The following is a 12,304-nucleotide window of genomic DNA, read 5'->3' as shown; positions in this document are numbered from 1 at the left end:
GCGATTGACACAACGGGAATAGACTGGGACGACACTTTACCCAAGATGCGAAAGGTTTTTTATGACACAACAGCCCCAAGCCAAATACCGCCACGACTATCGTGCGCCGGAGTATCTGATTAGCGATATCGATTTGACCTTTGACCTGGATGCCGCAAAAACCGTCGTTACGGCCGAGAGCAAGGTCTCCCGCCACGCGGCTGCGTCTGATGTGCCATTGCGCCTCGACGGCGAAGATCTGACCCTGATCGCGCTGCAAGTGAACGGCCAGCCGTGGAGTAACTATAAAGAAGAAAACAATCAGCTGGTGATCGGCGGCCTGCCGGAGCATTTCACCCTGACCATCGTCAATGAGATCAGCCCGGCGGCGAACACCGCGCTGGAAGGCCTGTATCAGTCAGGCGAAGCGCTGTGTACTCAGTGCGAAGCGGAAGGTTTCCGCCATATTACCTGGTACCTGGACCGCCCGGACGTGCTGGCGCGGTTTACCACCAAAATCATCGCCGACAAAGCGAAATACCCGTTCCTGCTCTCCAACGGCAACCGCAAGGCGCAGGGAGAGCTGGAGAATGGCCGTCACTGGGTACAGTGGCAGGATCCGTTCCCGAAACCGTGCTACCTGTTTGCGCTGGTGGCCGGTGATTTTGACGTCCTGCGTGACACCTTTACCACCCGCTCCGGTCGTGAAGTGGCGCTGGAGCTGTACGTCGATCGCGGCAATCTCGACCGCGCGCCGTGGGCAATGACCTCGCTGAAAAATTCCATGAAATGGGATGAGGAGCGCTTTGGCCTCGAGTACGACCTCGACATCTATATGATTGTCGCCGTCGACTTCTTTAATATGGGCGCGATGGAGAACAAAGGACTCAACGTCTTTAACTCCAAATATGTCCTGGCCCGTACCGATACCGCCACCGATAAAGACTATCTTGATATCGAGCGGGTGATTGGTCATGAGTATTTCCATAACTGGACCGGCAACCGCGTCACCTGCCGCGACTGGTTCCAGCTCAGCCTGAAAGAAGGTCTGACCGTGTTCCGCGATCAGGAATTCAGCTCCGACCTCGGCTCACGGGCGGTTAACCGCATCAACAATGTGCGCACCATGCGCGGGTTGCAGTTTGCTGAAGACGCCAGCCCGATGGCGCACCCGATCCGCCCGGATATGGTTATCGAAATGAATAACTTCTACACCCTGACGGTTTATGAAAAGGGTGCCGAAGTGATCCGTATGCTGCACACCCTGCTGGGTGAAGAAAACTTCCAGAAAGGGATGCAGCTGTACTTTGAACGCCATGACGGCAGCGCCGCGACCTGCGATGATTTCGTCCAGGCGATGGAGGATGCCTCTAACGTCGATCTGTCACACTTCCGCCGCTGGTACAGCCAGTCCGGTACGCCAATCGTCACCGTGCATGACGACTACAACCCGGAAACCGAGCAGTACACGCTGACCATCAGCCAGCGTACGCCGCCGACCGCCGAGCAGGCCGAGAAGCAGCCGTTGCATATCCCGTTTGCCATTGAGCTGTACGATAACGAAGGCAAGGTGATCCCCCTGCAGAAGGGCGGCCATCCGCTGCACCCGGTGCTCAATGTAACTCAGGCCGAGCAGACTTTCGTCTTCGATAACGTCTATTTCCAGCCGGTGCCGGCGCTGCTGTGCGAATTTTCAGCACCAGTGAAACTGGAATATAAGTGGAGCGATCAGCAGCTCACCTTCCTGATGCGCCATGCGCGGAATGATTTCTCGCGCTGGGATGCGGCGCAGAGCCTGCTGGCGACCTATATCAAGCTGAACGTCAACCGTCATCAGCAGGGACAGCCGCTGTCGCTGCCGGTACACGTGGCGGACGCCTTCCGCGCCATCCTGCTGGACGAGAAGATTGACCCGGCGCTGGCCGCCGAGATCTTAACCCTGCCGTCGGCCAACGAAATCGCCGAGATGTTCGCCATTATCGATCCGATCGCCATCGCCACCGTGCGCGAAGCGCTCACCCGCACTCTGGCGAACGAACTGGCGGACGAATTCCTCGCGGTTTATCACGCCAATAAACTCGACAGCTACCGGGTGGAGCACGCCGATATTGGTAAGCGTGCCCTGCGCAATACCTGCCTGCGCTATCTGGCGTTTGCGGAGCCAACGCTGGGCGATAAACTGGTGTCGGCGCAGTATCACCAGGCGGATAACATGACCGACGCGCTGGCTGCGCTGTCGGCAGCGGTTGCCGCCGAGCTGCCGAGCCGCGATGCGCTGATGCAGGAGTATGACGATAAATGGCATCAGGACGGTCTGGTGATGGATAAGTGGTTTATCCTGCAGTCCACCAGCCCGGCGGCCAATGTGGTGGAAACAGTGCGTGGTCTGCTGAATCACCGTTCATTCAGCATGAGCAACCCGAACCGTGTGCGGTCGTTAATCGGTGCTTTCGCCAGCAGCAACCCGGCGGCGTTCCATGCTGAAGACGGCAGCGGCTACCAGTTCCTGGTGGAGATGCTGACCGAACTTAACCAGCGCAACCCGCAGGTGGCGTCGCGACTGATTGAGCCGTTGATTCGTCTGAAGCGTTATGATGAGAAGCGACAGGCGCTGATGCGCGCTGCGCTGGAGCAGTTGAAGGGGCTGGAGAATCTCTCCGGCGATCTGTTCGAGAAAATCAGTAAGGCGCTGGCGTAACGGTGGCAAAATCCCCGGTTGCGCTCTCGCTTACCGGGGCTACAGCGCTGTGCGATTTGGTAGCCCGGCCGAGCGAAGCGCGGGCCGGGGACGTTAGTTAGCCATGACTAAACAAACGCGGCGCACGCTCGCTGTCGCCGCGTTTCATCACCCGATCCAGCACCTCTGCCTCCAGCTCGGCCAGCTTCGCCGACCCGGTGCGCCGCGGTCGCGGAATATCCACGTTCAAATCGAGGCCAATTTTCTTCTCTTCAATTAACAGCACCCGGTCGGCCATGGCCACCGCTTCACTGACGTCGTGCGTCACCAGCAGGACCGTAAAACCATGCTCCTGCCACAGAGAGACGATCAGCTCCTGCATCTCCAGACGGGTGAGGGCGTCCAGCGCTCCCAGCGGCTCGTCCAGCAGCAGCAGGCGCGGGCGATGGATCAGCGCGCGGGCCAGCGCAACGCGCTGCTTTTGCCCACCTGACAGCGCCGCCGGCCACTCCTGCGCACGGCTCTCGAGTCCGACGCTGGCCAATGCCTGTAGGGCGGCGTCGCGCCAGGCGCCTTTTAACCCCAGCCCGACGTTATCAATCACCGTTTTCCACGGCAGCAGGCGCGCATCCTGAAACATCATCCGGGTGTCGTCCTGGATCGCCGCCAGGGGTGTCGCGCCCGCCAGCAGCTCGCCAGCGTTCGGTTTTTCCAGACCCGCCAGCAGGCGCAGCAGGGTACTCTTGCCGCCGCCGCTGCGGCCCACCACCGCCACAAACTGGCCGCTGGGAATATGCAGATCCAGCTCGTTAAGAATAGTGTTATCGCCATAGCGTTTCGTCACCCCGTTCAGCAGCAGCGGGATACCTGGGGTCAGACGGGCAGTGTTCATGCGTTAGCCTCCTGAAGATGATACGCCGGGTTCCAGCGCAGCCAGAGCCGTTCCAGCAGCTGGGCGCAGACATCGGCCAGTTTGCCAAGGATGGCGTAAAGAATGATGGCGACCACCACCACGTCGGTTTGTAGAAATTCACGCGCATTCATCGCCAGATAACCGATACCGGCATTCGCCGAGATGGTTTCAGCGACAATAAGCGTCAGCCACATCAGGCCAAGAGCGAAACGCACGCCGACCATAATTGAGGGCAGGGCGCCGGGTAAAATCACGTGACGGAACAGCGCGAAGCCGGATAAACCATAGCTGCGCGCCATCTCTACCAGCCCACGGTCGATATTACGGATCCCATGCCAGGTGTTGATATAGATCGGGAACAGGGTGCCCAGCGACACAAGGAAGATCTTGGCGGTCTCGTCGATGCCGAACCACAGAATTACCAGCGGGATCAGCGCCAGATGCGGGACATTGCGCAGCATCTGGATCGAGGTGTCCAGCAGACGCTCGCCCCAGCGTGACAGGCCGCTGATCAGGCCGAGCACCAGCCCGATGGAGCCGCCGATGGCGAAGCCGACCAGCGCCCGCCACGAGCTGATGGCCAGATGCTGCCACAGCTCACCGCTGGCCGAGAGCGTCCAGAACGCTTTCAATACCCCCTCCGGCGAGGGAAGCACCCGCGTCGAGAGCCAGCCGACGGACGAGGCCAGCTGCCAGACAATGACCGTCCCCACCGGCAGCAGCCAGGGGGCGAGGCGTAACAACAGGGGATGGGTTGATTTTGCCATCAGTGTCTCCTCAGCTTTGCGCCACTTTACGCGGGATAAACTCGTTGGCGACCGCTTCCCCCTGCAGGCGCAGGTTTTGCGGCTGCGGGATAGACGGCACGGCGACGTCGAGCAGGGGGAACAACAGCTCGCCGACCCGATACGCCTCTTCCAGATGCGGATAGCCGGAGAAGATAAAGCTATCAATACCCAGCGCAGCGTATTCATTGATTCGTTCGGCAACGGTGGCGGCATCGCCCACCAGCGCAGTACCGGCGCCGCCGCGCGCTAAGCCGACGCCGGCCCACAGGTTGGGGCTGATCTCGAGCTGATCGCGTCGACCGTTGTGCAGCGCCGCCATTCGCTTTTGACCGACGGAGTCGGTTCTGGCGAAGGCCGCCTGGGCGCGGGCGATCGTTTCATCATCAAGGTGGGAGATAAGGCTGTCCGCCGCCTGCCAGGCTTCCTCGTTGGTTTCCCGCACGATCACGTGCAGACGGATGCCAAAACGCACCCGGCGCCCATGCCGGGCCGCTTTCTCCCGGACCTGAGCAATCTTCTCTGCCACCTGCTTCGGCGGTTCACCCCAGGTGAGATAGAGATCGACCTGCTCGGCGGCCAGATCCTGCGCGACGTCAGACGATCCGCCGAAATAGAGCGGTGGACGGGGCTGCTGGAGCGGCGGGAACAGCAGCTTAGCGTCGCGAACGCGCTGATGCTTGCCGTTAAAGGTGACGGTTTCTCCCTCCATCAGCTTGCGCCAGATGTGGGTAAATTCAGCTGAGGCCTCATAGCGCTCGGTGTGGTCGAGGAAGACGCCGTCGCCGGCCAGCTCGGCGGGATCGCTGCCGGTGACCAGATTGAACAGCGCCCGGCCGTTTGACAGTCGGTCCAGTGTCGCCGCCTGGCGGGCGGCTACCGTCGGCGACACCACGCTAGGCCTGAGGGCGACAAGAAATTTCAGCCGCTGCGTCACCGGGATCATCGAGGCCGCAACCAGCCAGGCATCTTCACATGAGCGTCCGGTCGGGATCAGCACGCCGGTGAACCCCAGCCGATCCGCCGTCTGCGCGATTTGCTGCAGATAGCCGTAATCGACCGGACGGGCGCCCTCTTCGGTGCCCAGATAACGACCATCACCATGGGTCGGTAAAAACCAGAACATATTCAGACTCATGATTTCGCTCCTTGTGCGGCAACGGGCTGCCAGATACGGGCCCGGATATCAACTTTTTTCGGCACCAGCTTGTTCTCATAGAACAGGTCGGCCGTCTGCTGCTGGCGAGCGGCGGTTTCGGCACTCACCGGGGTTACTGAGGTGGGGGGACGATGGTCCAGATAGCTGGCGATCACCGCTTCCGGTAATCCCATCGTTTTCGCCAGCAGCGTAATGCTTTGCGCGCGCTGGCTATGGGTCAGGGCATCGGCCTGAGTAAAGGTATCGAGTACGCCTTCAATGAAAGCGCCATTGCGTTCAGCGTAGGGGCGGGAAGCAAGATAGAACGATCCCGTCTGTTTCAGATCGGTTCCGTCAGTGAGTACCCGGGCGCCGCCCTGCAGCAGCGCGGCGGAGTAGTACGGATCCCAGATGGCCCAGGCGTCGACATTACCCTGCTGGAAGGCGGCGCGCGCATCGGCGGGGGCAAGGTAAACCGGCTGAATATCGCTAAATTTCAGGCCCGCCAGCTGCAGGGCGCGCAGCAGCAGATTGTGGGAGCTGGAACCTTTCTGGAAAGCGACCTTTTTCCCTTTTAATTCGGCAACGTTGTGAATAGGACTGCCTTGCGCCACCAGGATGACTTCCGCTTTCGGCTTGGGCGGCTCCGAACCGATATAGACCAGATCGGCGCCCGCCGCCTGAGCAAAGATAGGCGGAATGTCGCCAGTACTGCCGATGTCAATGCTGCCGACGTTCAGCGCCTCCAGCATCTGCGGACCGGCCGGGAATTCAATCCACGAGATATGGGTGCCCGGATAGCGCTGCTCCAGCAGCTGATGGCTCTTCGCCAGCACCATGCTGACGCTGCCTTTCTGATAACCAATGCGCAGGGCATCGGGCGCCGCCGGGGCGGCGTGGCCCAGCGCGGAGAACAACAGCAGTCCGCCGAGGGTCAGCGCGCGGAGAGGATTAAACATGTTCCACCCCACGCAGAGACGTTAACGACGGGGCGCGGCTGCTGGGACGATGCAGCGCCTGCCAGAAGGTCTCCAGGGACTCATCCAGGCGCCGCTGCAGGTTAGGGGTGAACTGCGGCTTATGCTGGTAATCCGTGACCTGGCTGTCATCGGCGAAGACGCCATGGAGGATCTCCTGGGCCTTCAGGGCATTCAGGACGGGTTTCAGAGCGTAGTCCACCGCCAGCATGTGGGCGATGGTGCCGCCAGTGGCCAGCGGTAGCACGATTTTGCCCTCCAGCGCGCGCTCAGGAAGCAGATCGAGCAGGGTTTTCAGGGCGCCGGAAAACGAGGCTTTATACACCGGCGTGGCGATAATCAGACCGTCGGCCCCGGCCAGTTGCTCATTGAGCGTTTGTAGCGCCGGGTTGTCAAAGCGAGCGTACAGGAGGTCTTCCGGGGCAAAGTTCTGCAGATGCCAGTGGCAGACTTCGATATCGGCGGCGGTGAGCGTCTCTCTGGCATATTCCAGCAGGGCGCTGGAACGGGAAGGGTAACGCGGGCTGCCCGCAAGCGTAATGACGCGCATCTCTCTCTCCTTATAACTAAATGTTTGCATTTATCTATAATTGATAACATTTGCAGTGAGTGTGACAGAGCACCATTATTTCCCTAAATGATTTATCCACCGTTAGATAGCCGAAAAGCGCATAACGGCGCGGGGAGAGGTAATCGTTTGCGCTGATGGGTGATTTTTTGTCGCAGGTCAATTCCCTTTCAGCTGCGGATCGCACATAATACGCCCCCGGTTTGCACACCGGGAATCCAGGAGAGTTCATGTACTACCCCTTCGTTCGTAAAGCCCTTTTTCAGCTCGATCCTGAGCGCGCTCATGAAGTTACCTTTCAACAATTACGCCGTGTCACCGGGACGCCGCTGGAAATGCTGGTTCGCCAGAAGGTACCGGCCAGGCCCGTTACCTGCATGGGGCTGACCTTTAAAAATCCGCTGGGTCTGGCGGCCGGGCTGGATAAAAATGGGGAATGCATTGACGCGCTGGGCGCGATGGGTTTTGGTTCGATTGAGATCGGCACCGTCACCCCGCGTCCGCAGCCGGGCAACGATAAACCGAGGATCTTCCGTCTGGTGGATGCCGAGGGGTTGATCAACCGCATGGGCTTTAATAACCATGGCGTTGATAACCTGGTTGAGAACGTGAAAAAGGCGCATTTTGACGGCGTGCTGGGCATCAATATCGGCAAAAATAAAGATACGCCGGTGGAGCACGGTAAAGATGATTACCTGATTTGTATGGAAAAAGTCTATCCTTACGCCGGGTATATCGCCATTAATATCTCCTCACCGAATACCCCGGGGCTGCGTACGCTGCAATACGGTGAAGCGCTCGATGATTTACTCTCCGGTATTAAAAATAAGCAGCTTGAGCTGCAGCAAAAGCATCAGAAATATGTTCCGGTCGCCGTGAAGATCGCGCCGGATCTTTTACCAGAGGAATTGATCCAGGTTGCCGATAGCCTCGTGCGTCATAATATTGATGGGGTAATTGCAACCAATACCACCCTCGATCGTTCTCTGGTTCAGGGAATGAAACATTGCGATGAGACCGGTGGGCTTAGCGGTCGTCCATTACAATTAAAGAGCACTGAAATTATCCGTATGCTCTCCGCTGAGCTGAATGGTCGTTTGCCTATCATCGGCGTGGGCGGTATTGATTCGGTGATTGCTGCGCGAGAAAAGATAGCCGCCGGAGCATCGTTGGTGCAGATCTATTCCGGATTTATTTTTAAAGGTCCGCCGCTGATTAAAGAAATTGTTACCCACATCTAATCTTTTCCTCCGCTGAAACCCACCCAGGGCTTTATTTCCGGCCCTGGTTGTTTTATATTCCCTCACTGTTGCTTATTTAAACATTTTAGACTTTTCTTAATTTTAGAAAATATTCTGCGGCAAGTCGCAACAACTTTGCAGAGGCGTATGAAAGGGGACAGGGGGAAAAATGCGCATTAAACCTGACGATAACTGGCGTTGGTATTACGATGAAGAGCACGACCGTATGATGCTCGATTTGGCCAATGGCATGTTATTTCGCTCGCGCTTCGCCCGGCGAATGCTGACCCCGGATGCCTTTGCGCCGTCGGGATTCTGCGTCGATGACGCCGCGCTCTATTTCTCCTTTGAAGAAAAATGTCGCGATCTCGAACTGTCGAAAGAACAGCGAGCGGAATTAGTCCTCAATGCGTTAACCGCGATCCGTTTTCTCAAACCGCAGATGCCGAAAAGCTGGCACTTTATCGCTCATCCCCACCAGTGGCAGCCGAGCGGCGGCGACGCCGCCTGCGTCTGGCTGAGCGATACCGGGGAGCAGGTGAATTTGCTGGTGGTGGAGCCGGGAGATAACGCCGCGCTTTGTCTGCTGGCCCAGCCGGGTCTCACCCTTGCCGGGCGCGTGATGCAGTTAGGCGACGTTATTAAAATCATGAACGACAGGCTGCAGCCGGCGCAGAGCGCGGTCAGCTACAGCCTGGGACAGGCGGTTTAAGGCGCCAGGCGCAGCGCCGTTTTCGGTACGCAGCTGCAGGCGAGAATGGTGCCGTCCCCGGCGACCGCATTTTTCTTTAACGAGCTGACTTCGCCCTCTTCCAGCCGAATGCGGCAGCTGCCGCAGATCCCTGCCCGACACGAATAGGGTACGCGAATGCCCTGTTGCTCCAGTTGCTCCAGCAGCACCTGCTGGTTATTCCCGCTAAACTGTTGACCCTGCCATTCGATGGCAACCGTAGCTTGCTGCTGCGCTTCCGGGGCCGGAGTATCGTCGCTCTCGCCGGCGCCGTAGGCTTTCGCCGGGCCGCGGGCGAGGATTTCGACTTCATCACCCACCCGGATCACCCCGCTGTTGCGGGCAATCAGGTTCTGGCCAAAATCGACATCGCCATTGTCCAGCGCAGTACGAAAACGCTTTAAGGTTTCCAGCGGCTCCCCGGTGGGATGCTTCTGCCCGCGCTCTGGACTGACGGTGGTAAAAATGCAGCGGCTGCATGGCTTAGCGACGTCAAACACCACTTCGCCGACGCGGATCACTTTCCAGCTATCTTCATCCCAGGCGGCCGCGCCGGTGACCACGAGGTTAGGACGAAACTGTTCTATGCTTACGCTGGCCGGGCAGCGTTGCTGCAGATCGCGCAGCGAGGCCTCGTTAGCCAGCAGGTACGGGTAGCCGTCGGCGAAGGAGAGCGGTACCGCATCGTGGCGCTTCACCCGGCGGGTTAACTGCGGCCCCAGCCAGCGCAGCTGGACATCGCGCTTGAAAAAGCCGCTGAGCCACTGGTTAACGGCGGCGGGCGCGATAAGGGCGGTGAAATGGTTGCCCCAGACTTCGGTGGGCTCGGCCTGCAGGGCGAAATCGCTAAAACGCACCACGGCGCTGCTGCCGTCCGGCGCGGTCAGGTGAAGGCCATCATGCAGCGGCGCCGGAATAAATTTTACCATTTGCGGAAACTGGCGGGCGGTAATAAAGGTCCCGTCGTTTTCGGTGACCATAAACAGGCGATCGAAGGCCAGGCCGCTGATATCAGCAAAGGCGTGGGTCAGGCCCATGCCGCGCATGGATTTAACGGGATGAATAAAAAGTCGCGAGAGCGTTACCATACGCTGCCTCCGGGTTCCAAAAATAAGCCTATAACTTTATGACATAGGGCACATATTGGCTATAATGCGCACCAATTTTCTTTAAGTAAAAGTGACGATATGAATTCTCTGTTTGCCAGTACGGCTCGTGGGCTGGAAGAGCTGTTAAAAACTGAACTGGAAGGACTTGGCGCGACGGACTGCCAGGTCGTCCAGGGCGGGGTCCATTTTCAGGGGGATACGCGCCTGCTGTATCAAAGCCTGATGTGGAGCCGGCTGGCTTCGCGCATCATGCTGCCGCTGGGCGAGTGTCGCGTATACAGCGATCTGGATCTGTACCTCGGCGTACAGGCCATTCCGTGGACGGAGATGTTTAACCCTGGCGCCACCTTCGCGGTACATTTTAGCGGCCTCAATGACGAGATCCGCAACAGCCAGTATGGTGCATTAAAAGTCAAAGACGCCATCGTCGACAGCTTCACGCGTAAAAACCTGCCGCGCCCGAATGTCGATCGTGAGTCGCCCGATCTGCGGATCAACGTCTGGCTGAACAAAGAGACGGCGCATATCTCCCTGGATCTGAGCGGGGAAGGGTTGCATCTGCGCGGCTACCGCGATGGTACCGGTATGGCGCCGATCAAAGAAAACCTCGCGGCGGCGATCGTCATGCGCTCTGGTTGGGTACCGGGTACGCCGCTGCTCGATCCGATGTGCGGCTCCGGTACCCTGCTGATTGAAGCGGCGATGCTGGCGACCGATCGTGCGCCGGGTCTGCACCGCGGCCACTGGGGCTTTGGCGGTTGGGCGCAGCACGATGACGCTATCTGGAAAGAGGTGAAGGCGGAAGCGCAAACCCGCGCGCGTCAGGGGCTGGCGGCCTATGGGTCGCGCTTCTATGGCTCTGACGTCGACGAGCGCGTCATTGAGCGCGCGCGCCGCAACGCCCGTCGCGCCGGCATCGGCGAGCTGATCGATTTTGCAGTCAAAGACGTCGCCCAGCTGAATAACCCGCTGCCGAAAGGCCCGTACGGCACCGTGATCAGCAACCCGCCGTACGGCGAGCGCCTGGAAAGCGAGCCGGCGCTGATTGCCCTGCACAGCCTGCTGGGCCGGATCATGAAAAGTCAGTTTGGCGGCTGGAACCTGTCGGTGTTCAGCGCCTCGCCGGAACTGCTGAGCTGCCTGCAGCTGCGTGCCGATAAACAGTTCAAAGCGAAGAACGGCCCGCTGGACTGCATACAGAAAAACTATCACCTGGCGGAAAGCGAAGGCGGCAAGCCGGCGATGCTGGCGGAAGATTTTGCCAACCGTCTGCGTAAGAATCTGAAGAAATTTGAAAAGTGGGCCCGTCAGGAAGGCATTGAATGCTATCGCCTGTACGATGCCGATCTGCCGGAATATAACGTGGCGATCGATCGCTACGGTGACTGGGTGGTGGTCCAGGAGTATGCGCCGCCGAAAACCGTCGATGCGCACAAAGCGCGCCAGCGTCTGTTTGATATTATCGCGGCGACCATCGCCGTGCTGGAAATCGCCCCCAACAAGCTGGTGCTGAAGACCCGCGAGCGGCAAAAGGGTAAAAACCAGTATCAGAAGATGGCGGAGAAGGGCGACTTTATCGAGGTGCAGGAGTACAACGCGCGCCTGTGGGTTAACCTCACCGACTACCTCGATACCGGTCTGTTCCTCGACCACCGTATCGCCCGTCGTATGCTCGGCCAGATGAGCAAGGGTAAGGATTTCCTTAACCTGTTCTCCTATACCGGCAGCGCCAGCGTCCACGCCGGTCTGGGCGGCGCGCGCTCTACGACCACGGTGGATATGTCGCGTACCTATCTGGAGTGGGCGGAGCGCAACCTGCGTCTCAATGGCCTGACCGGTCGTGCGCATCGCCTGATGCAGGCTGACGTGCTGGGCTGGCTGCGGGAAAGCACCGAGCAGTTCGATCTGATCTTTATCGATCCGCCGACTTTCTCTAACTCCAAACGAATGGAAGATGCCTTTGACGTGCAGCGCGATCATATTCGCCTGATGACCGATCTGAAACGTCTGCTGCGTAAAGGCGGCACCATTATGTTCTCGAACAACAAACGCGGTTTCCGTATGGATCATGACGGGCTGGCGGCGCTTGGCCTGAAGGCGCAAGAGATTTCGCAAAAAACGCTGTCGCAGGATTTTGCCCGCAACCGTCAGATCCACAACTGCTGGCTGATTACTGCAGCCTGAAAG

The 12,304-nt window shown here is 58.9% G+C and carries 10 protein-coding genes; 4 read left to right on the top strand and 6 right to left on the bottom strand.

Annotation, left to right across the window (positions count from 1 at the left end):
- Positions 1-61: 61 nt before the first annotated feature.
- A complete protein-coding gene (gene pepN / locus DTA24_RS19095) occupies positions 62-2,677 on the top strand; it encodes an aminopeptidase N (RefSeq protein ID WP_123837024.1) in 2,616 nt (871 codons plus the stop codon).
- A 97-nt stretch (positions 2,678-2,774) separates the two neighbouring features.
- Here pepN and ssuB read toward each other — a convergent pair whose 3' ends face one another.
- From ssuB to ssuE, 5 genes are read right to left on the bottom strand one after another with little or no spacing between them, the layout of a single operon-like run.
- Positions 2,775-3,548, bottom strand: a complete 774-nt coding sequence (gene ssuB / locus DTA24_RS19090) for an aliphatic sulfonates ABC transporter ATP-binding protein (protein WP_012542307.1) — start codon at positions 3,546-3,548, stop codon at positions 2,775-2,777.
- On the bottom strand, positions 3,545-4,336 hold the full coding sequence (gene ssuC / locus DTA24_RS19085; protein WP_008805877.1) for an aliphatic sulfonate ABC transporter permease SsuC: 792 nt from the start codon (positions 4,334-4,336) through the stop codon (positions 3,545-3,547). The genes ssuB and ssuC overlap by 4 nt, the downstream gene beginning before the upstream one ends.
- A 10-nt stretch (positions 4,337-4,346) precedes the next feature.
- Positions 4,347-5,492, bottom strand: a complete 1,146-nt coding sequence (gene ssuD, locus DTA24_RS19080; RefSeq protein WP_008805878.1) for an FMNH2-dependent alkanesulfonate monooxygenase — start codon at positions 5,490-5,492, stop codon at positions 4,347-4,349.
- Positions 5,489-6,451, bottom strand: coding sequence for a sulfonate ABC transporter substrate-binding protein (locus DTA24_RS19075; RefSeq protein WP_023297328.1), 963 nt, complete (start codon positions 6,449-6,451; stop codon positions 5,489-5,491). The genes ssuD and DTA24_RS19075 overlap by 4 nt, the downstream gene beginning before the upstream one ends.
- Positions 6,444-7,019 carry an NADPH-dependent FMN reductase gene (gene ssuE / locus DTA24_RS19070; protein WP_008805880.1) on the bottom strand — a complete coding sequence of 192 codons (576 nt, stop codon included), beginning with the start codon at positions 7,017-7,019 and terminating at the stop codon, positions 6,444-6,446. The genes DTA24_RS19075 and ssuE overlap by 8 nt, the downstream gene beginning before the upstream one ends.
- 248 nt (positions 7,020-7,267) lie before the next feature.
- On the opposite strand from ssuE, the gene pyrD reads away from it, so the two are divergent.
- On the top strand, positions 7,268-8,278 hold the full coding sequence (gene pyrD, locus DTA24_RS19065) for a quinone-dependent dihydroorotate dehydrogenase (RefSeq protein ID WP_002898303.1): 1,011 nt from the start codon (positions 7,268-7,270) through the stop codon (positions 8,276-8,278).
- 169 nt (positions 8,279-8,447) lie between these two features.
- Positions 8,448-8,990, top strand: coding sequence for a cell division protein ZapC (gene zapC / locus DTA24_RS19060; protein WP_012542305.1), 543 nt, complete (start codon positions 8,448-8,450; stop codon positions 8,988-8,990).
- On the opposite strand, the gene DTA24_RS19055 is transcribed toward zapC, so the two are convergent.
- Complete coding sequence (locus tag DTA24_RS19055; protein WP_094284865.1) at positions 8,987-10,096, bottom strand: YcbX family protein; 1,110 nt, start codon at positions 10,094-10,096, stop codon at positions 8,987-8,989. The two genes, zapC and DTA24_RS19055, sit on opposite strands and share 4 nt — an antisense overlap.
- A 99-nt stretch (positions 10,097-10,195) precedes the next feature.
- On the opposite strand from DTA24_RS19055, the gene rlmKL reads away from it, so the two are divergent.
- Complete coding sequence (gene rlmKL / locus DTA24_RS19050) at positions 10,196-12,301, top strand: bifunctional 23S rRNA (guanine(2069)-N(7))-methyltransferase RlmK/23S rRNA (guanine(2445)-N(2))-methyltransferase RlmL (RefSeq protein WP_008805884.1); 2,106 nt, start codon at positions 10,196-10,198, stop codon at positions 12,299-12,301.
- Positions 12,302-12,304: the final 3 nt, after the last annotated feature.

The sequence above is a fragment of the Klebsiella sp. P1CD1 genome (assembly GCF_003790505.1).
GTDB classification, from domain to species: domain Bacteria; phylum Pseudomonadota; class Gammaproteobacteria; order Enterobacterales; family Enterobacteriaceae; genus Klebsiella; species Klebsiella variicola.
Note: the sequence above shows the minus strand (reverse complement) of the source record. Positions and strands in the feature narration are given on the sequence as shown.

Coding starts and splice junctions, on each gene's coding strand:
- pepN (WP_123837024.1), top strand. CDS start 62: ATGACACAACAGCCCCAAGCCAAATACCGCCACGACTATCGTGCGCCG.
- ssuB (WP_012542307.1), bottom strand. CDS start 3,548: ATGAACACTGCCCGTCTGACCCCAGGTATCCCGCTGCTGCTGAACGGG.
- ssuC (WP_008805877.1), bottom strand. CDS start 4,336: ATGGCAAAATCAACCCATCCCCTGTTGTTACGCCTCGCCCCCTGGCTG.
- ssuD (WP_008805878.1), bottom strand. CDS start 5,492: ATGAGTCTGAATATGTTCTGGTTTTTACCGACCCATGGTGATGGTCGT.
- DTA24_RS19075 (WP_023297328.1), bottom strand. CDS start 6,451: ATGTTTAATCCTCTCCGCGCGCTGACCCTCGGCGGACTGCTGTTGTTC.
- ssuE (WP_008805880.1), bottom strand. CDS start 7,019: ATGCGCGTCATTACGCTTGCGGGCAGCCCGCGTTACCCTTCCCGTTCC.
- pyrD (WP_002898303.1), top strand. CDS start 7,268: ATGTACTACCCCTTCGTTCGTAAAGCCCTTTTTCAGCTCGATCCTGAG.
- zapC (WP_012542305.1), top strand. CDS start 8,448: ATGCGCATTAAACCTGACGATAACTGGCGTTGGTATTACGATGAAGAG.
- DTA24_RS19055 (WP_094284865.1), bottom strand. CDS start 10,096: ATGGTAACGCTCTCGCGACTTTTTATTCATCCCGTTAAATCCATGCGC.
- rlmKL (WP_008805884.1), top strand. CDS start 10,196: ATGAATTCTCTGTTTGCCAGTACGGCTCGTGGGCTGGAAGAGCTGTTA.